Annotated in this window: 1 protein-coding gene (running past one end of the window); it reads right to left on the bottom strand. The window is 72.4% G+C overall.

Annotated elements, in window-relative coordinates:
- A protein-coding gene (locus tag IEZ06_RS30240; protein ID WP_189240099.1) for a DUF8437 domain-containing protein crosses the window boundary here: on the bottom strand, nt 1-22178 show its 5' portion. 11494 nt of this gene lie to the left of the window's left edge; 22178 of the gene's 33672 nt are visible here — the first part of the coding sequence; its start codon is at nt 22176-22178; its stop codon lies off the left edge, out of view.

Genomic DNA, 22178 nt, shown 5'->3' with positions numbered 1-22178 from the left:
TTCTTGTAGCGGCCGTCGATCAGCGCGGCCCGGGCGAAGGAGTGCGCGGTGCTGGCGGTGACGTTGTCGGGGAAGGCGTTTTGCGCCTCGTAGGCGATGGAGCGGTTGAACGCGAAGTAAATGATCTTCTTGGTGGGGTGGGCCTCGGCCATCGCGTGCGCGACCATCCGTAGCGTGGAGGTCTTGCCGGTCCCGGCCAGCGCCGGGACGACGACATCCAGGCCTTGCAGGCAGGCGTCGATGATGGCCTGCTGCTGAGCGGTGGGCGGGTAGGACGGTTTGGCCTTGGCCGCTTCGGCTTTGGCTGTCGCCGCGGCGGCGTTGCGGGCGTGCTGACGGTCCAGGGTGGTGATGGTCGCGCGCAGCTGGGCGAGGTGATGGTCGGCATCGCCGGACGGGCCCTCATAGACCCAGGCACGCTGCTCTTTCCTCCATTCGAAGTGGTTGTCCTTGAGAGCGTGGCGCAGGGGCGGTGGGTCGTTGAAGGCGGTGCCCGACACGGTGGGCTGGGCGCCGGTGGCGCTGATGCGGATGCGGTTCGCCAGGGGCCCGGGCACGTCGGCAGGCGCATCGCCGGGATCGGGGGCAGGCGCGGCGGACGGGGTCGGGGCCGGACTGCTGTCAGCGGGACGGGAAACCTCCGGCGTCACAGCAGGCTGCGCGGGCGCGACATCGGGCCCGGCGTCGGTCGGAGGGGTGGCCGGGGCGTCCAGGCCGGCGCGCTGGACCAAGAGGCCGTGGAAGCGGGCGGCGACCTCCTCGACGGGGGTGGCGCTGGTCAGGCGGATCCCGGCACTGGCCCACTGATCGCCGTACATGATCGGGAAGATGCCGCCGCCGTCGGCCTTGACGTACACCGCCCAGCGGCGCCTGCGCCGGTTCGGGCGCCAGCTGACGCCGAACCCCTGCACCTTGTCATCCCAGATCACCTCGTGGTGGCCGTTGGGGATGCCGCGTCGTGCGAGCGCATCGTTGATCTTCAGTGCGTGCTGCAGATCCCGCAGGCCCTCTTCGCTCACGGGAGCGGCTCGGCAGGCGTCCGGGGTGCAGTCGTAGACGTGCTGGTGGGCGCGGTGCCAGGCCTGCTGTAGTTCCTCGGCCGATCGCACCTGCTCCGGGGTCGCGGGGTCACCGGTTCCGCTGGGGACGGCAGGGGCATCAGCGGGGCCTTCACCGGCGCTACTCGCCGGTGCGGCCTGCTCCGGAGCGAGATCAATCGGAGCCGGTGAGATGGCAGTCGCCGAGGCGCCGTCGGCCAGTTCGGTCAGGGCCTTCCAGTCGGGCGGCCCGGACACCGGCTCGGCCGTGCCGTTGGCGACGCGGGTCCAGACGCCCTGGTCGATCGCGTAGTGCGGCCGGTCGGTGGGCTCGGTGTCGGCGACGAACACGTTGTCGCGCCGGTAGACGCGGTAGGTCAGGTGCTGGTCGTCGGAGTGGCGATGGGCGTGCCGGACGGCGTCGATCGGCAGGGCGAAGGCCTGGCGCCTCCAGCGGGGGACGGTGGGTGCGGTGCCGTCCGGGCGGGGGCGGCGGACCCGGCCGATGTGGTCGTATTTGTGGCGGGGGGAGGCGCCTGCTTGATTGTCGGCGGTGACCGACAGGGTGTTGAGCCGCCGGACGCGGTGCCAGACGCCGTCGACCTCGATGAAGTCGCCGATCTCCAGGTCGTCGCGGCTGAAGCCGATCGCGTCCGCCCGCGGCAGGACAGGGTCAGCCGCTGCGGCCTGCTCGGCGAGTGTGGCGGGGAGCGTCTGCCGGTCCTGTGGACCGGCGCTCGCGGCCGGACCTTCTTCCCGCGGCGACTCGGAACGTGCTGCGTTGTCGACGCCGTCCGGCACTGATGGCCGTTCGACCACCGCCTCGGCAGGCAGGGGGAGAGCCTGCCCCGGATGGGGCGTGGCCTGCTCATCAGGCAACGGGCCAGAGGCAGGGGGAGAGGCAGCTGACGGCGCGGGCAGCGCCCATAGATCACCGAGTCGGACCAGGGCGTGATCGGAGGTGAGGGTGAGGGTGGTCGGGCCGTCATCACCGATGACGTCGATTTCGGTCGTGTTCTCACGCTGGCGGACCGCGTCATCGTCTCCGGCGACGAGGACGTCGCGCGTGTCGTGGTCCCAGCCGCGGCCGCGGCTCTTGATGATCTGGAGCCGGTCACCGGGGCGGATGTCATGGCGGTCGATGCGCCCCCGGGGACGGCCTTGGCGGGCGTGGTGCTCGGTCCAGATGCGTTCGTTGTCGCGGACCAGCGCTGTCGAGTCGCTGCGGCCGTGGTCGCGGTCGTATCCGGCGATCAGATGGATCACATCGTCGCGGAGTCCCAGACCGCGTGCGGAGCTCCACGCGGTCCAGTCGGTGGTATCGGCCGTCTCCCAGGCGAACGGCTGGCCGTGGGCATCGCGCAGTTCGGCCTCCACGATGGCGGCCAGCGCGTCGACTTCCTGGGCGGGGCGACCGCGAAGAAGGAGCTCGGGCACGATGTCGAGGCCGGCGAACGCCGTCACGATGCGCAGGCCGGTCTCGTCGCCGACGACCAGCAGGTTCCCGTGCGGGGTGGGGGTCAGGTGCGGGCTGGCGGCGATGGCCGTCAACCGCTGGCGGGCCCGGGCCAGTCGCTCAGTGAAGGCTTCGGTGCTTTCTTCCGGCTCATCGGCTCCAGCGGGGCGGCGGGTGGGCAGGGCCTGGGCCGGAAGGGACGCCAGGCGGGCGCGGATCGCCGCCACCTCCTCAGCCGTGGTGTCGTCGGCGCGATCCGTCGCGGTGGCCGAGGCAGGAGCGGATCCGGCAGGTAGGACGGTTGCCGGGTCGGGCAGGCCGGCGATGGCGATCAGCAGGGTGTGGAAGGCGCGGGCGGCCTGTGCGGGTGGCGTCGTTGCCGAGATCTCCGGCGATCCGGTGAGCAGCCACTGATTGCCCCGGTGGACTTTCGCCCGGTCGGGGCTGTCGTCGACGGTGAGGCTCCACGGCGGATCCTGACCGGGGGGCTGCCAGCGCACGCGAAGGGTGCGGGTGCCGGCCTCCCACACCACGGCGTGGCTGCCGGTGGCGATCCCCAGCTGGGTGAGGTGCGCGGTGATGTCCAGGGCACGGCGCAGCTGCTCGGCGCGGGTGTCGTCGAGATCACCCAGCGGGCAGTGGGCGGGGTCGCAGCCGTGCAGGTCGTGCCAGGTGCGTTGCAGGTCGGTGGTGAGCGCGGCCTCGTCGGGGTGGACGGTGGGGGCCGGGCCGGTGCCGGCGGGGACCGTCTTTTCGGCGTGCTCGCCTTCAGGAGGGCAGGGGGTGAAGTCCGGCGGTTCTTGATCGGCGTAGGCCGCCCGCAGACGCGCGACGGCGTCGTGGTGTTCCTCCGGCGGCAGCCCGGAGACGGCGGAGCCGATCATCAGCTCGACGTAGGCCGCCGTGATCGCGGGGCTCAGCGCGGCAAGACGGGTGGCCGCATCGGCGGCATCCCAGGCGAAGGGCTGCCCGTCGGGGCCGGGCAGCGGCTTGAGGGCGGCGGCAAAGTCCGCCGCCTGCTGGGCGGTGGCGACAGCGTAGTTGCGCAGCAGCAGGCCGCTGCCGGTGTGGGCGACGCGCCAGGACGCGTCACCAGGACCACGGATGATCACAAAGGAGCCGTCGGCGGCCAACCGCGGTTCCGGCAGGCGCGCCAGGTGCTGGGCCCCGGCGGCGGCCGCGGGGAAGGGCCGGTCCCCGCCGGATCGCAGATGCTCAACGGCCTCTTCCAAGCGGGTGAAGCGCACTCCGGGGGCCGCGCCGTCCAGCAGGCGCCCGGTCGTGGCGTGCAGGAGATGATCCAGCGCATCGCGCCAGCTGTGCGCTTCCAGCTCGGAGGGGTCGGCGTCTTCTTGCTTGAAGTGCCACCCGGACGGAAAGCGCCGGATGCCGCCCAGCGGCGCATCCCCCTGCAGCAGGCGGTATTCCGGCTGGTCGCCGACACGCTCCAGCAGCAGGCCGGGATGGTGGGGCAGGTGCGGGTCGGGCAGCTGCGGCGGCCGGCGGTAGGCGACCCGGTGGGTGGAGTACACCTGCAGCGAGGTCAGCGCCCGCCCCAGCTCGTCGGTGTGCCGGCTGCCCAGCGGCAGCAGGGCCCCCATCGGGGCGCCGAAGCTGTCGAGGGCCTGCCAGCGGGCATCCAGCAGTTCCAGCTCGCTGTAGGTGCCTCCCCGCTGGGTGCGGCTCCCGGGAGCGACGCGGCCGGTGACGCGGACCTGGTGCAGGTGGGCCGCCGGAGTGCCCTCGAAGGCCTCCGGGTTGTCCCGCACGGACACCGTGGTGATCACCGCGACGTCATCGCCCGGCTGGAGCAGGTAGGAGAAGCCTTCCCCCTGCGTCCAGCCCTCCGGCAGCGGCCGATCCAGCGCGGCCGCGGCGGCGGGCAGCATCTGCCGCTCCGGCTGCGGGGCGTCGAGCAGCGTCGTGACGGGGGCGGGAACCCACCGCGTGTACCGGCCCCGGTAGATGTCATCGATGGGCAGCTCGGTGCCGTCGGCGCGGTGGAAGGTCACATCCTGCAGCGGGCCGCCCTGGACGCAGTCGAACCGCTCCCCGGCGATGCGCGCCCGCACCCGCAGCTCCTGGCCGCGTCCCAGACCGGCCAGCGCGTTCAGGTGCGGGTCGTACTCGTCGAACTCGACGCTGTCTCCGGCCGCCAGCCGGTGGTTCGGGACCTTCTGCCCGTAGCGGCGTCCGTCCTGGTCGCGCACGATCGGCTCGTCCGGATCCCGCTCCAGCCGGTCGTTTCGCAGCACCGTGGCGATGGTGCCATCGGCCAAGACGACCTCGAAGGCACCTGGATGTACTTCCGTCGTCTGGGTGACCTCGTCGATGACGTGCTTGTTCTCCCAGGCGAATCCGGCCTGGACGCGGATGCGATCGCCGGGCTGGATCTGATCGCCGTAGACGTGTCCGGGGCCGGATGGCGCCCGATCGGGCTGCACGGTGACCCCGCGCTCATAGGCGATGACCTTCTCGGCGTCCTTGGTCGCATATCCGTGGTCGCGGTCATGCTCGCCCTTGATCCGGGCGAGCGCCTCACCCACGTGCTCATCCCGCTCCGAGCGCCATTCCTGATCAGCCTCCGTACCGACGCCCCAGAGGTAAGGAGCGCCGTCACCACCGATCAGACGCTGTTCATACGCGGTCGCCAGGGACAGCGCTCCCTTGAAGCCCTTGTGCTGAGATTGGAACGCCTCCGGCAGGGGACGCCCATCGGCGCTGGTGATGATGCGGTAGGAGTAGCGGCCCTTGGATCCTGATCGCTGTACAGCCAGACGGCGCCCGGGGGTGAGGGTGAACGTGACCTCGTTCGTGATGGCCGGATCGGCGATGTCACGCAGGAACCACCGGTGCCCGGGGGACATGGTGATCGATTCGTCGGCTGCGAGCTTGCCCCAGCGGTGCAGCATCTGCGTGACGTCGGCCGGTGGTTCGGCGGTGAGGGACGCGCCCGTCGATGCGGGAGCCCCGGCGACGGGCGCGAGGGCATCGGCGGGCGGGACGGGCGGGGAGGGAGCGGTCGGCGCGGAAGTGATCGACGCGGAGGCAAGATCGAGGCTGCCGCCGGGAGCGTCCGCCGGCTGCGACAGGCTGTCGCGCTGCTGGCGAAGCTGGGAATCGAGGAGCTGCCAGGCGAACATCCCCGCGGCTCTGGCTGCTGAATCCAGCGGTACCCATCCGCGGTTGATCAAGTCACCGCGCTCATGGGCGTAGGCGGCGGCGCCGCGCAGCGTGCGCGGGTCGCAGCCGTCGAGCCGGGCGCGGATGCCCGCAGCATCCAGCTGCTGGTCGTGCAGACTCCGGGCCAGATCGGCGCCGTCCAGGTAAGCCGGATCCGGCAGCGGCGCGCGCTGGGTGTCACGGGCCAGGTTCGCGGTGACGGCATCCCAGGCCGGCAGCCGCACGAGCAGGGTCTGCCGCAACTGGTTACGGCGGTCATCGGCGGAGATCTGCGGAGCGTCGCCGAGCAGGTCGAGCATCGCCCGGATCGCCATCGCCTCGGTGTGGACGTCGTCGTCGCTGGCGTTTCGCAGGGCGTTTTCTTGCCGGGTGATCTCCTCAGCTGGGGCGGGTGTCACGGTCAGCTCGGCCAGAGCCTCCACCGGCGGATCGGCAAGGTGCAGGGTCCGGGCCAAGCGCCGCAGGCGAGCCTCGTCCATCTGAGGGCTGCGGTGGTTCCAGATGCGCTGCAGGTGATTTCGGATGGGAGTCCACGTCGACACCTGGGCGGCGGCGTGGTGGGAGCTGATCCCCACCCGCGCCCAGGCGTAGTCCAGCGCACCGCGCACCGTCTCACGATCAGCGTCCCATGCCTCATCGACGTTCTGCTGATCATGCAGGGTGCGGGCGAATTCGGCCCCGGCCAGGTAGGCGACGCTGGGAGGCCGGGTCTGGACGACCGACAGCGCCGGGAGAGCGGCCTCGTTGGAGAACAGGCCGACGTCCAGTCGGGCCCGCTGGACCATGGCGGAGGCGTCCAGCTCGGCCGGCGTGCGTTGGGCGAGGAACTCGGCAAGGCGGCTGACACCGGCCAACGGCTCCAGCATGGTGCGCTGCTGGCTGGCGAATCGTTCGGCTTCTGCGGCGCTGGCGCCGTTGGCCAGGGCGATGCGCCGGGTGAGGGCGACGGCGGCCTCGATCCCGGCTTGGCGGGCCTGGCCCAGGACGCGATCGCGTTCGTTGAGCACGGGGGCGTCACGCGGTGGGTCCAGGTCGGCGACCGCACCGCGCCACGCGGCGGCCAGCTGCTGGTAGGCGATATCGATGCTGGCGGCATCACGGCTGTCGAGGGCGTCGCGGTAGGTGCGGGCGTGCTCGATCAGCTCGCGGTGCGTCTCGGCGGGAAACAGGCCATCGGCGGGGGCGAACGGTCCCGAGGGCTGGTCTTGAGTTTGTGGGCCGGTCGGTACGCGAAGCTGCGGCTCATCCGCGGTAGACGGCGCGCTCGGCTGACCGGAGGACGCGGACGGCGCCGCGGGGACATCGGCATCGGTGGCCGTCCCGGGCAATGGAAGGGCACTGAGGGGGAGGCCGGTCAGTTCGGGCCGCTGCTCCGCAGTGATCTCCAGAGCCGTCCAGATAGCGGCGGCCACATCCTGCCAGCGCTGTGCTTCGGCCTTCACCTCAGGCACGGAGGGCACCAGTTCGCGATCGACGCCGCGCCCCTGGGCGTAGTCGGCGGCGCCGATCAACGCCTCGCGGTCGGCGGCGCGCACCGCGGCGGCAAACGCCTCAGGGTCGCGTCGTTCGGCGCGCAGGTTCCGGGCCAGCGCGATGCCAGAGCGGTAGGCGGGAGCAGGAATCACGGGCCGATCAGGATCGGTGACCTGGGTGTGCAGCAGAAACGCATCCCAGGCGACCAGGCGGGCCAATACCTCGGCGATGATCTCTTCGCGCCGGAAGCGGGGCAGGCCGGGCGCGCGGTCGTGGTGGTCCACCAGGGCGTGCAGGCCTATGGCCTCCACCTGCACGGCGGTGTCCGACAGCGTCAGCAGCCGGGCCAGATGCGTGTGCGCGCCGGTGGCGATCGCGCGACGTCGTGCATACCCGCCGACGGCCGTATCGATGGGGGGAAGCTCCAGGCGGGCCGCGACCGCGCGGAGGCGTTCGGCCTCGGGCATGGTCTGCTGCCAGGCGCGGATGCGATCCAGGCCCGCGGCGAGATCGGCCCATCCGGCGGGGTCCAGATCGGTCCGGGTGTCCGGCACGCGGGCCCGGGCGCGGGCGTAGTCGACGGCGCCGCGCACGGTCTCCTCGTCCGCCGTCCACGCCGAACGAAGATCGTTCTTCGTGTAGCAGGTGTCGGCGAGCTGCGCACCGGCCAGGTATTCGGTTTCCGGACCTTCGGGGTGCGCGACCGACAGGGCCGGCAGGATCCGCGGATCGACCGGCAGATCGGTGTGGTGGTCGGCGAGCAGGGTCATCGCGGTCGCGTCGGCTTGTTCCGGTTCCCAGTCATCCATGCGCCGGGCGTAGGCGGCCACGCCCTCCAGTGGCCGATGACGTCGCTGCGCATCGATATGCGCGGCGGCGGCGTGCTCGTCGAGCCCGTAGGCGGCGGCGATCGCCGGGATGAGGTCCATCGCTCGCTGCTCGCACGCCTTGGCGGCGCGATACAGCAGGCGATCGACTTCACCGGTGACCGGGCCCGGCTCGGTCGGTGCGGCGTTGACCGCAGGCGCGTGGACGGCGTCGACGAACGCGCCGTAGGCGATGTCCAGATCGGCGGCGGTACCGCGACGCAGCGCGTGCTCCAGCCGGATGGCGGCCTGGCGCAACTGCTCGGTGACGGCAGGATCGAAGACTCCGTCCGCCGGATAGTAGGCGGTCCGCCGGCCGGTGCTGGTCGACTCGGCAGGGGCGTCGGCTTCAGGTACAGAGGCGAGGTCATCGCGAGGACGGAGCAGGACGGGATCGGCAGGTTCGGCGGATTCGCTGGATTCGGCCGAAGCGACGGCGCGAGGTCCGCGGATGGAAGCCGTGGCAAGATCGTCCGGGGCAGAGGGGAACAACGGCGCCAGCGAACGGGGCAGCACCAGGATCTTCACCGCGGGCTCGGCGCCCGCCTCCCAGACAGAGGAGCCGCTGTTTTTGTACCAGCGGCTGGTGACGGCTTCGCCGTTGAGCAGTTCACCGGCGATCTCGACATACTCGCCATGGTCGATGGCGGGTGCGGTCACGCGGCACACCGCGCCGGAGTAGCCGGAGTGGTTGTAGAAGCTGCCGATCGGGATCTGGCTGAGCGGCGTGGGGTCGTGCCAGTGGTCGGGCAGGACCGCCGCCAGATCGCGCAGGCGCTGCATGGACGCGGCGTAGGGATCGTCGGTTGCGGCGTTTGCGTCGAGGTCGAACAGCGTGGCGGCGGTGTCCGGGACCGCTGATGTACGGCGCGAGGGCGGATCCTGTCCGGCGGGATCGCTCTGGTGGGTGTGCAGGGCGCGGTGGAGGATGGTGGCCCGCAACTCGTGCAGGAGCGCGTCGAGTTCCTGCTGGGCCATCGCGTGCAGGTGGGATTCCCTGATCGCGCCGAACACCTCCCGGGCCGAGGTGTAGCGGGCATCCACCGACGAGGCGGTCAAGAACGCATCGCGCAGGTGCGGGTCGAGGCCAGGGGCGATCCACTGCCGCAGGCGCCCCCACGTCACCAGGCCGTGCCGGGTGCCGTCCGGGGCGCGCACCGTGATCTCCATGCCCTTCGGCTGGACCTGCGTCAGCTGGTACAGGCCGGGCTCGGGCCCGCCGGAGCGGGTCCCGGAGGATCCGTGCTGCCCGGAGATCACCCTGTGGAGTGCCCGGTGGTCGTCGATGCTGCGAATCAGCGCGGCTAGGAACCACGGGTTCTGGTCGGTGATGGCGTAGCGGATGTCGATGTCGGTGAGCGCGAGGGTGTCCCCGCCCGGCGCGTGGGAGACGGGTTCGGGAGCCGTCATCGCGGCGGTGGCGGACTGTTCCTGCACCGGGGCGTCGGCGAGGGGATCCTGGTCGGGGGTGAGTTCCGGCGGCAGGGGCGCGAAACGCGGCAGCCGTACGATCTGCTGCGGCGGATCCTCACCGTCCTTGGCGATGGTGCGGGTGGTGGGGTCGGCGTAGACGCCGCGGCGCAGGATGCGGCCGGTCAAGACCACCTCATCGCCGGTATCGCGTGGATCCTCGGTCAGCACGAACAGCCGCATGTCGTGGCGGAGCCTGCCCAGCGCGTCTCCAGCGCGCAACTGTGATAGCGCCGTGGTGGTCTCCCACTGCTCGGGGAGCTCGGCCATCAGCTCGCTGATGCGGTCCAGCACTTCCTGGCGGGCCGCCGAGAGCGTCTGCTCGTCATCGGTTGCCGCGGCGGAGAACAGGTCTTCTGCCTGCGGCGCCGACGTGTGGGCCGGTCCCGGTGAGCCGATGGGGCCCAGGGGGGTGCGGGCGGCAAACGCCATCGCCTCATCGCGGATCATCGTGGCGTAGGTGTTCAGCTCCCGGCGCAGGGCGGAGGCGTGCTCGTCGGTGCCGGTGATGGCGAACACTTCATGGCCCTGCATGGAGTGGTGGTGGGCCGCCATGGCTTCCACCAGGATGCGCCGCTGCTGCTGGGCCAGTCCGGGCCGGATCCACCGGTCGATGATCTGCCGCCAGGGTGCGACCCCGCGGCGGGTGCCGTCGACGGCGTGCACCTCCATGTGCAGGCCCTGAGCGGTGGTTCGGGCGTTGCCTTGCCCGTTGATCTGGGAGGTGAGCTCCCGCAGTCCGGCAGGGTCGTCCATCACGGACACGAAGTGCGCCCACCAGGAGGTGTTGTAGCGGCTCAGCCCGGTGACGACGTCGTCGTCACGCAACGGCTTGGGGGTGATGCCCAGCTGGGGGGCGAAGCGGGCGGCGGCGATGTCCAACGGCAGATCCGCGTGCTCTGATTCGTTGCCGTTGTGCGTCATCTTGATCGAGGTGCGCCCGTCGGGCCAATAAGTCATCCGGTAGACGACGCCTGCGGCGTGCAGCGCGGTGAGGATCTCGTCGTGGATGCGTTCGGCCTCAGTGATCGGTTGGGCGGGCTCGACGGCTACGGCGGCGCCGGTGGGGTCGATGCCGTCGACGGCGACGATGCCGCGCACGGCGGCCGCCAGTAGCTGGTGCAGGTCGCTTTGTCGGTCGGAGAAGTAAAAGGCGCGAAACTCCGGTGACAGCTCGACTTGGCCGGCGTGCATCAACCGCGCCAGCCAGGCGGAGAAGACCCGCTCGGTGAAGTCGTCGAACTCCAGCGTGGCGGCTGAGGCCCGCAACGGCATATCGGCCAGCGCCAGCGCGGTCACCGCGTTGACCCCTGTGGTGATCCCCTCAAGGGGCGGATGGTCGGCCTTCAGCAGCGACTCAACGATGATCATCGTGCCGTCGTAGTAGTAGTTCGCGCGGGCGGACAGGGCGGTGCGCGCCACATCCAGCAGATGCTCGCAGGCGTCGTGGAACCTCGCCGCGGCCGAAGCCTCGGCCGGGACTTCGGCGGTTGCCAGCACGTGCTGCAGCACCGCCCAGCAGCGGTAGATCTCCACCGGGCGCGGCCCGGGGAGCGTTTCGGCCAGATCGGCGATGGCCTGTTGAATGCGGGCCGCGTCGGCGGGGGCGAAGGTCGCCTTGGGCAGGGTGATCGCCCACAGGTCGTCCACCGCGGAGCGCAAGCGCGCCTTGCGCTCCTCAGGTGTGTCCCGGGTGTGGTCCGCGTCGGCGGTCGCCGGCGCGTCCGGTGCCGTGCCGGAGAGGGGAACCACCACGGGAAGGGCGGGCGTGGGCGCGCCGGGACCGGCCTCAGCAGCGGACGGCGGGACCACCGCACGCGACGAGCCGGGGGACTCACCCGGGATGGCGCGACCGCCTGCGGGACCGTCCTTTTCCAGAGCATCGCTCTCATGTTCGGCGCTGCCAGGGCCGAGGGAGAACGCAGGCCGCTCCTGCTGATCGCGGGGGTGTTCGGCAGCCGGGGCGGGATGGCCGGCAGACCGGAGGGATTGCGTCTCGGCAGGGACAGAGGCGGGCGCCGATTGCGGGCCGCTGGCGAACAGGGGAGCCAGCGACTGCGGCAGCCCGATGACCTCCACGGTGGGATCGGGGCTGGGGACGGGCGAGCCAAAGGGGTGCTTGGACCAGGTCGCGGTGGCGCGGGCGCCGCTGTCGACCAGCTCGCCGACCAGCTCGAGGTCATCGCCGCGATCGGTGACCGGTTCGGTGACGCGCAACAGCTCAGCAGAGTGAGGGCGGTGGATGACGCTGCCGGGCCGTACCTGGCTCAACGGGATGTGCTCACCCCAGCGTGCGGGCAAGAGCGCTCTCAGCTGCCGCAACCGGGCCAGGTGCCCGGCATAGGGGTGATCGGTGGTGGCCGTGACGGCCTCGGCACCGAGATCGAACAGCCCATCAGGTGCCTCGGCGGTAGCCGCGCGGCGGCGGGGTGGTGTAGGCGAGGGCGGATCCGCCTGCAAGGCTCGTTCGAGGATGTCGGTGGTGAGCATCTCCAGGACGTCGTTGATCTCTTGTACCGCCTGGCGGTGCAGGTGCCGCTCGCCGATGGCGGCGAAACCGGTGCTCGCCGTGCGGTAGCCGGTCGCCAGCCATTCGGCGGCCAGGAAGGTTTCCTGGGTGAGCGGGTCCAGGTTGGAGGTGAGCCACTGCCGCAGGCGCCTCCAGGGCACCAACCCGCGCCGGGTGCCGCGGCCGACTTCGATCTCCAAGCCGTTGCGCCGCACGTCAATCGACTCGGATACGCCGTGTTCCGGGCCGCCGTTTCGCCGGCCGCCGGTGCCCCGATGGATGGAGATCTCATCGCGCAGAACCTGAGGGTCGTCCTTACTGCGCAGCACGATCGACATGAAACGCGGGCCATACAGCTTGAACGCGTAGAAGATGTCGATGTCGGTCAGTTCGGCGGGTGCCGAGTCTTCTGCCGGTGAAGACGGTGCCGTGGTGGTTGTCCGCGCTGCCGAGGCGGACCTGATGTCCGTTTCCCTTTCCCCGAGAGGCACAGGCGACCCGGTTGGTGCGCTGGGGTCGGCGGCTGTACCTGCGTGAGGGTCGGCGGCCTCCTGAGCGCGAGCGGGATCACCGAAGGGTGCGGCGGCCGCGGGCAGCGGTTGTGGGGTGGGGTCGGCGGCGCTGGTGAGGTTTGGCGCTGTGCTCGATACCGCCGTGGAGGAGGGGCGCGTCGTGGTGGACGGCTCTGCACGTGGGGCTTCGGCGGCTGGGGGCGGGGTGACGATGCCGTCCAGGGAGCCGGGCAGGTGCAGCACGATGACGTCGGGATCAGGCTCGGGGCTGTGCTCGGGTGGCGGCCAGGACAGGGTCTCGCCGCGCACGCCCGCGGTGAGCACGACGCCGGCCACGCTCCAGCGGCCGTCGGCCTCGGTCGGCTCCTGGGTGACGAGCAGGGGAGCGCTGCTGTTCTCGGGGCGGTGAACGACGTCGCCCGGGCGCAGCTGCGACAGGCGCGCACTGGTGGTGCGCGCCTCGGGCAGGATCACGCTGAGGGCGGTGATGCGCGCCAGCACCGCCTCGACGTCGACGTCGACGTCGTCATGCGAGCTGTCGTCGTCGAACAGCGTCGCCATCTGCGGTCGGGAACGGGCCGGCGCGGCCGGTGCGGTGGCCGCCTGCCGTACGGCGGCGCGGACCGCGTCGGCCAGACCGGTCAGCTCGGTGACGGCCTGATCCCGCAGCGCTTCTTGCCCGGTGAGGGCGAAATGCTCCCGATGTGTGCGGTAGCCGTCCAGGGCGGTATCGGCGGCCAGCAGGATCCGGCGCTGGCCGTCGGGGACCCGCTCGCGCAGCCAGGGCAGCAGTTTCGGCCAGCCGCGCCGCCCCCGGCGGGTACCGGCCGGGGTTTCGATCTGGATCTCCAGGCCGCCCTTGTCGGCGTGGATGTCCTCCAGGGCGCCGGGGTCGGTTTCATCCGGGCCGCGCTGGCGGTGGCTTCCCCACGGGAACAGCTCCGCGGTCAGGCCGGGGTCGTCGGCGGCGCGCAGGGCGCGGGCCAGCCACCGGTAACCGAGGTGCCCCAGCACGGTCGCCAGATCGGCGTCGGTGAGAGGCTGGGAGCGGATGCCGAGCTTGGGGGCGTGTCGTTCGGCGGCGACATCCAGCGGGAGGGTGTCGCCTTGCAGGGAGACGTGGACGTGGACGCGGCCGTCGTCGTGGAAGACCGGGTCGTGGCCGTAGGCGTACTCATCCCGCAGCCCTTGCATGATCCGGTCGGTGTACGCGTCGCTGATCGGGATCGGCGCCGATATCGGCGATGAGGGCGCCTCCATGCGCTGCCAGCGGCCGTGCAGGTAGCGGGCCAGGCGGATGTACAGCATCGATTGCGTGCCCGTGAAGTAGGTACGGCGTAACGCCTCGGGCACGGCAGGGGAGGTGCGGATCTGCTCGGTCAGCCAGAACGGGAAGATCCGCACCTCGAAGTCACGCAGCTCCAGCTCGGTGGCGGCGCGGCGCAGACCCGGATGTTCGAGCGCCTGTTCGGCCACGGCGTCGAGCGCTTCCAGTGCTTGTGCCCGCTCCTGCGGCGACAGGGGGAAGCCGAACAGGCCGGAAAACCAGGCCGAGGTCGACGGGGGATCGTCCAGCTCTTCTATGGGGGTGTCGCTGGCGGGCCGGGCCGGTGCGGCGGGCGGGTGTTGTTCGGCAGGAGCAGCGGGGGCCGGCAGGACGGCCTGGACCGGTTCCGTGGCGCCGGGCGGGGCGGCGGCGGTGATCAGCTCGGGCGGCGGTGGAGCGAAGCGCGGCAGCAGGATCACCTGCTGGACCGGGTCGCCGCCGTTCTTGGCGATGGTGCGGGTGGAGGGTTCGGCGTAGGCGCCGTGGTGCAGGACGCGGCCGGTCACCACGACCTCGTCGCCGTTGTCGCGCGGATCGTCGGTCAAGACGAACAGGTGTCCCTCAGTGAACAGATACCCGTCGGGGTTGGAGGGGCCCAAGGCATCTCCAGCGCGCAGCTCAGACAGCGCCTTGGTGCTCTGCCACTGCGCGGGCACCTCCGCGGCCAGTTCGCGGATGCGCTCCAGCCGGTCCTGGTGCGCGGCAACGACCGCAGGGTCCGGTTCGGTGACCACCGGCACCAGGTTCTCGGCCTGCGGTGGTGCCGCACCTGCGGTCGAGGCGTTGGTCGGGCTCAGCGGGGTGCGGGCGGCGAACGCCGCGATCTCGTCGCGGACCGCGGCGGCGGCCTCATCCAGGGCGCGCTGCGCGGCGCGCGCGTGCTCGACGGTGCCGGTGGCGTCGAATACCCCCCGCTGGAGGCAGCGCGTGTACTGGGCACTGACATCCAGCCACGTGCGGATGATGAGCCGGTGCTGGTCGGTGAGCACGGGCCGGATCCACCGGTCGATGATCTGCCGCCACGGCACTGTGCCGCGGCGGGTGCCGTCGACGTCACGGACCTCGATGGACAGGTTGTCGGCGGTGACCTCAACGGCGGTGCGTATGGTCAGGACACTGCCATAGCCGCCCAGATGGAGAGCCGCCTCGTCGATCGAGTTGATGAAGCTGGCCCACCAGCCTGGGGAGCGCTGGGCAAGAGCGTCGATGATGTCGCTGTCACGCAGCGGCTGGGGGGTGATGCCCAGCTGCGGAGCGAACCGGGCGGCGGCGACATCCAGCGGAAGGTGGGCGCTCTCTTGCTGTTTGCCGTCGTAGGACATCTGAATCGATGTGTGACCGTCGTCGCGATGTATCACGTAGAAGGCGACTCCGGCCTCGCGCAGGGCGGTGAGGATCCGGTCCTGGGCGCGTTCCACCTCGTCGCGCGGTTGCGCCGGGATGATGGCGGTATCGGGGTGGCCGGGCGCGACTCCTTCCAGGGCGACGACGCCTTGCACGGCCGCCGCCAGCCGCTGGTGCAGGTCATGCTGGACGTGGCTGAAGTACAAGGAGCGAAACTCCGGCGGCAGCGCGGCCTCACCGGAGCGCACCAGCCGCACGAGCCAGAGGGAGAAGACGCGTTCGGTGAAGTCGCCCTTGTCCGTCGCGGCGGCCGCGGCGCGCAAAGGCAGGTCGGCCAGCGCGGCCGCCAGGACCGTACGTGCGGCTGCGGCCATCTGCTCGGCGTCGTAGCCGTCCTGCAAGCCAAAACTGCCGTGCAGAATGAGCGACTCGATGCTGATCTTCGATGGCGTCGCAAAGCGGTTCTCGCGGGCCCGCACCGCGGCGCGGACGACCTGCAGCAGCCGCTGGCGTTCCCGCTCGGCGGCGGCACCGGCGCCGTCCGCAGGAGGTGGCGTGGTGGCCAGGACATGCTCGGCCACCATCCAGGCCTGGTAGACCTCAACTTCCCGCGGGGAGGCCACGGCCTCGGCCAGCCCGGTGAGAGCGGTTTGGATGCGCGCGGTGTCGGCTGCGGTGAACACGTCCGGGGCCAGCGCTTCTGCCGCGTCCAGGAGGCGGGCGTCACGTTCGTCCGGCCAGCTTCTGGCAGGGGCCCGCAACTCTGGGGCGGGCGAAGCCGCCGAGGACGCTGAGGGCTCCGGGAGGACCGGCGCATCGGGGGAGGCTTCGGTTCTTTCGGCGGCTGCGGGCGGCTGCGGGTCGTCGGCGTCGTGGAGGCGGGTGGGCTCGCCGGCAGGAGCGGAAAGACGGTCACTGGGGGAGCCGGCGTCGATGCGCGAGGCAGGGGCGCCCACCCTCGGGCCGGTGGGGGCGGCCTGCAGGTCCGGCAGCCGTATCACGCTGTGCTCGGCCGGGTCGATCTCCTGCGTGGCCTCGGTGCCGTCGCTCTCGCGCAGCCGCACCACCTTCACGACCGGACGGCTGGGGTGGTCGGTGATGGCCTGGACGTGACCTTGCACCCATACGCCGCCGCGGGAGATCACCCGGATCCGCTCGCCGAGGGTGATCTCCTGCGGGGTGATGGAACCGGCCGCAGGCCGCTGGCGCTGCTGGTCGGCCGCCTGCTGTTCGTCGTCCTCGCGCACCGCCAGGGAGGCGATGCCGTGGGCGCGGTCGTAGGCGGCGATCTGCCGCTGGATCTCCTGGCGGATGCTGCGGCCGTCGGCCGAGTGCCACTGCCTAATCTCCTGGCGGGCCTGGGGCGAACTCCAGGGGAAGACGGCACCGTCGGCGTCGCGCACCTGCTGTTCGATCCACCCGGCCAGGACCACGGCCTGCTGGCTGCTGCGCCCTTCCAGGAACACCGCGGGCAGATGCAGCAGCGTGCGCGCCAGGGCGATCTGACGCTGGCCGTCGCGGTCGGTGTAGATGAGCAGGTGCCCGCCGGGGCTGAGGACCAGTTCGCGGCAGCGGCGGATATGCCCGGCCAGATCCTTCTGCTTTTTGATCTTCGCGGCGTAGGTGTCGTCGGTGTCGGCGGGCCCGAACGGCGTGGCCCGCCGTTGCCGCTCGGGGCGCATCTCGGGCGGGAAACTCTCGAGGTAGGCCAGCAGCTCGCTCAGGGTGGCGAACCCCGGCCACGCCCGCTCCGCTGCGGCCGCATCATCGCGCTCGCGGGCGGCGGACGGCGGTGAGAGTCCGGCCTTTCCCGTGACGTTCGCGGGGAAGGTGCCGTCGAGCTCGCGCAGCGAGGGAGGCGTCCGCAGGGCCCACACGGTCGGCTCATCGGCCCCGGTGTCAGCGGGGTAGGACCAGGCTGTGTCCGGCTGCGGCTGGCCGGGCTGCAGCAGGGCGCCGCTGAGCTGAAGCCCGGTACCGGTGGCCGTAGCCGGTCCGGTCAAGCGCAGCGGCCATCGGGACTGCTGCGGGTCGGTGATGACCATGCCGGCCTTCAGCTGCCTCACCCGCACCGGCGTGCCCGCGCCGGCGCGCGGCGGGGCCAGCGCCTCCAGGCGCTCCAGGCGCTTAAGGATCGCGGCCGCGCGTTCTTCGGGGTCGTCGTCCGGGGCGACCTCGCCGATCGACAGCAGCGCGTTGTCATCGGGAGCATCGCGGCGCGTCTTGGGCCGGACGCGGGCGGCCGGGCGGCCGCCCGGGGAGCGCTCATGGGCGGCTTGGGCCGCCTGGAGGATCGACGTGGCCGCCTGCGCTTGGTAGTCGCGGAGTTCCTCGCGCACCAGTGCGCCCAGCTGTGCTTGGCCGACCAGGCGCAGGCTTTCCTCACCGCTGGCGTAGCGGGCGTGCAGCAGGTCGGCGCGCCGCAGGATGTCGCACTGCGGCAGCTCGGCGGCGGGCTCCAGCCACTGGATGACCTCCTGCCAGGTCAGGCTGCTTTCGCGGTGGCCGTCGGCGCTGATGCGCAGGCCTGCGGCGGTGATCTCGATCTGGGGTGCGCTATCGGCATCCGGTTGGCCGGAGCTGCGGAGGTGGTCGAGGGCCGCGTGCACAAAGCGCAGGTGCCGGGGGTCGTCGCGGCCGCGCAGCAGGGTGGCCAGCAGGGATGGAGGCAGTTGGCCCAGCGCGCGGGCGGTGTCGGCATCGGTGGCGGGCCCGGGCACCGCAGCGGCAGCGCCACCGGCCGCCGGGGCGGCGGGGGCGGCGGTTGAAGACGGCGGTGATGCGGTCGGCTGCTCGATCGCTGGCGTGGCTGGCGGTGTGGCCTGCGGGCCGGGGACGGCCGCGGCGATGGCGGGTGCCGACGGTTCACCGGCGGTGCCGCCGGGAGCGGGAGCGCTGCGGGACAGGGGCGTCGGCTCGCCGATGACGAGCATCATCTGATCGCCATCGACCTCGCCCGGGCGTTCGGGGGCCGCATCACCGGCACGGCCAGCGGAACCGGGCCGGACAGGGGGCGGATCAGCGGGGGCAGGAGCGGCCGGCGCGTGGGGCGGCGCGGAGGCAGGCGCGTCACCGAAAGGACGCGGCCCGGCAGGCGGGGCCGGTGCCGGGGGCGGATCCGGTGAGGCCACCGGCCCCTCCGCTGCCGGCGCGGGGGACCGCTCGGGACCGGGGACGGCAGCAGGGGCAAGGTCGGTTGAGTGCGTGTCCGCCGGGGGTTCGGTGCGTTCCTGCGCTGGGGGGTGCAGGAGCATGACCCGGGCAGGGGCGTCCACCTCGTGCACGTCCGGGACCAGCACGACGCGGTCGCGCTGCTGGCTGCGGACCTCCACGGTGCCGAGCAGGATGAGGGAAGGGTCCTGCTCATCGCGGCCCAGGAACATCCCGGTGATCGTGACCGTCTCACCGGGCCGAAATCCCCGCTCCAGCAGCTCCAGGTCCACCGCGCCGGCCGTGGTCGTCCAGCGCACCCGTTGCCCGGCGGACAGGTCGGCGGTGAGCACCAGCTCCTCGCGCACGGCTCCGCTGCGGTCGCGCACGATCGCCGCCTCACCCAGCAGGAAGCGTTCGTTGCGCAGCACGGTGATGTCGGTGCCGTTGTCGAAGTGCACCTGGAACTGGCCCGTACGGTGCCCCGGCGTGACCGCGGTGATGCGGGCGGAGGTCGGCACGGCGTGGTCGTCCTCGCGCACGGTCAGCGTCATGCCCGGCCGCAACTGGTCACCGTAGCTGTGACCCTCGGGCAGCGCAGGCCGGTCCGGATCGGTGCGGATGGCCAGCCAGCCGCGGGCCGCCGAGGTGGTGGGATGGCCACCGGCGATGTCGTGCTCGGCGGTCACCCGCAGCAGCGCATCCCACCAGGACTCTCCGTCGCCGGTGCGGAAGGCGTCGATCCGCTGCCGCAGGATCGCAGGATCGTCGGTGTCCCAGTCCACGGGCTGGCCCTGGGCGTCGCGCAGGTGCTCGATCGTCGCGAGCAGGCGGCGGATCGCGCGCTCGCTGCCCCACTCCGGCAGCACGTCGCTGCCGCCGGGAAAGTCCGTGCGCCGGATCGGGGTCGCGGTCGCGGCGTGCAGCAGCTGCCAGGCGACGCGGCTGGCGGGACGGTGGTAGGCCAGAGACCCGTCGCGCCCCAGCCCGAGGGTGGCCTCATCGGCCAGGGCGCTGCCCTGCTGCCGGTAGAAGGCGCGCAGTTCCGCGAGGCTGGCAAACCGGGCACCCGTCGGACGCGCGGCCGGGTGCGGTTGCGGCGGGGTGCGGGCCGGCACCGGGGCGGACGCGGGCGTATCGGCGCGGGTCGGCTGCTCCCGCCCGGCCGGAGACGAGGAAGCGGCGGGAGCGCGGTTGCGGGGCACCGCTGGGCTGCCAGGGGTGTCGCCGAGGCGGGTGCGTCGATCCGGTGCGCGGACACCGGCGGGAGCCGTGCGCGCGGGCGGCCCGCTCGCGGCGGTGGCGCGCAGCCGTACGGTCAGCTCGCTGGCGTGCGCGGCCAGCAGCTGCAGGATGTGGCGATCATCGGCGGTGACGAAGACCTGCCGGGCGGCCAGCAGCCGCTCCCCGGTGGTGCACGCCTCAAGCAGCCCCGCATACCCGGCGGCGGCCGGGCCGGGCGCATCGGATACGGGACTGAGCTTCCTCCAGGCCAGGTCGATGAACGCGCCTTCGTTGGTTCCGGCCGTACCGAGCTCGGCGCGTAGCTCTTCTTCCTCTTTGTGCAGGAGCGTGGCCGTCGGGGTGGCGGCCCATGCCTGGTAGAGGCGCTGGAGCACGGCGCGTGCGGCGTCCAGCTCCTTAGCCGAGGCGAACCGGTCGCGGCGGCCGCTCGGCTCCGGCAGGGGCGGCGACGGCGTGCGCTCCGGCTCCGGCGGGGCTGTGCCGGCGCGGGGATCGGGTCCGGCCACCGTGCCCGGCCGCCGCGGCGGCGGAGCGGCCGATGCCGCAGGTGCCGGGAGGGGAGTACGGGCGGGTGCGGGCGGTTCCGGCGCGGAAACCGGCTCCGGACCGCTGTCACCGGGCGAGACCGCCGCATCCGGACGAGCCGGAGGCGTCGGGGCGCTGGCGGCAGGCGGCAGGTCGCGGAGGCGGGGCGGCGAGGTAGTAACAGCGGCGCCCGGTGTGGCCGTATCCCTGTGCGGGGATGCCGGGGCCGGTGTGGCCGGGGCACTGTCCTGACGGTCTGCGGCTGGCGCATCGGAAGGTGCGGCTGCGGAGGCGACCTCGCGCGCCGGTGCAGCCGACGCGTCGGGAATGCCGGTGGAGTCTGCGACGGGCTCGTCCCCGGGTGAGCCAGGAGGTGAGGGGGCAGCGGGTTGCGCGGCTGGCGGTGCGCTGTCACGGACGCCGGGGGCCGACTGGGGCGGGGGTGCCGCCCGCCGGTCGGCGACCGGCGGCGCAACGGACACCGGGGGCAGGATCCTGTCCCCGGCGGTGGGCGGGGCCGTTGATCGGTCAGGCTTGACGGGCTGGGCAGGGGGAGAGGAGGAAGGCGCGGGTTCTGCGCGGGGTGGCGCGGGCGGGCCGGTGACGGGAGTGGCCGCCGCGGCGGGGGCGGGCGGTGTCGTGTTCGGATCGGGATCGGTGATCGGCTGCTGCGTGCCGGTGTCCGGCCGGGCAGCAGGCACGTCCTGCCGGGGCGCGGCCGGAGCGTGGTCACTGATCACCGGGGGGTGAACGGCATCACCGGTCGGCGAGGCCGCAACCACGCCCGTAGCCGGCCAGACCTTCTGATCGGCTACGGGCGCGGCCGGTCGGGACGGGTCAGGCGCGGCCGGGGGTTCGTCGACGATGACCACGGTCAGCTCGTCCAGGAGCTGCGCCGCGGTGGTCTGCGAGCTCACCGTGACATCGCGGTGAGCGTGCAGCTCTGCGGCCAGGACGTCCAGCGTCTGCCGTTTGGCCGCTCCCTCGCCCCAGCCGGTGACCTGCGCCCAGACCTCGGTGATCTCCTGGGCTGAGGCCGAGCGCCACCAGGCGTCATCCAGCCAGTGCAGCAGGGCCGCGCGCTGGTAGACGTGCTCGCCGTTTTCGCCGCGCAGCGTCGCTTCGGTCGCTTCCAGCCGCACCTGGATGTAGGCGAGTTGCTCCTGCAGGGCGCTCTCGGCCGCCGGGATGTGCGCCGGGGCGGTGATCTCCTCGGTGTCCGGCGGCCGGTGCACGGCGATCAGATCGTGCAGGCGGCGCTGCTCCACCAGCAGCGCATCGTGCAGCTCCTGCGCGTCGGCGGGGGCTCCGGCCAGGACCTTTTCGCGCCGCTCCAGCGCCTGCTGCCGCACCGCATCGGCGTGCAGGCCGCTGACGTCGGCCACCGGGGTGGCGGTGACATCCTCACCCGGGTAGACCTCGATCGCGAACCGCAGCGACCGCGCCGGGCCCGCCGTCCCGGTCGCCGCGCCGAGTCCGGCGTCGAAGGCCAGCAACTGCTCGGCGCCGAACAGCGCGGGCGCGATCCCGGCGCCGGGTCGGCACCCGATCTGCTGGGCCACGATCGTCTGCCGCCACAGGTCACGGATCACGTAGCTGTAGACCGGCTCATCGACCGGCGCCTGACCACCGGGCTGAGGAGCGCGCGCACTCGGTGGCCAGGCCCGCGCCAGCAACCCGACCACGTCCCGGGCCTGCATGCGCACGTTGTCGACGCGCACCCCGTAACGGGCCTCGGTTTGGGCGCTCAGGTGCGCCAGCGCCGCCTGGGCGCCGGGTTCGGCCAGCGCGGCCCAGCTGACGATCAGCTGCCAGGCCGCGCCCAGCCGCTCGGGGGAGGCCTGCACCCACCAGGCCGGATCGTAGACCTGCCGCATGCTCGGCTGGGCGGCGGCCAGCTGCGCCTGCATCTGGCGGGCGTAGGTGGCCAGCGCCGCATCGCCGTGCGCCTGGGCGGTGCGGGCACGCTGCCCGCGCATGCCGGCCAGATACTCACCCCGGCGTCGCCCGATGGCCACCGCGCGCTGCACCCGGCGCACGAGCGGGTGACGGCGCGCTGCTCTCAGGACGGAGATCGCCAT

Origin of the sequence: Planomonospora antibiotica, from assembly GCF_014647955.1 — a bacterium.
Classification (GTDB): Bacteria; Actinomycetota; Actinomycetes; order Streptosporangiales; family Streptosporangiaceae; genus Planomonospora; species Planomonospora parontospora.
This window is presented reverse-complemented; position numbering and strand designations above follow the sequence as displayed.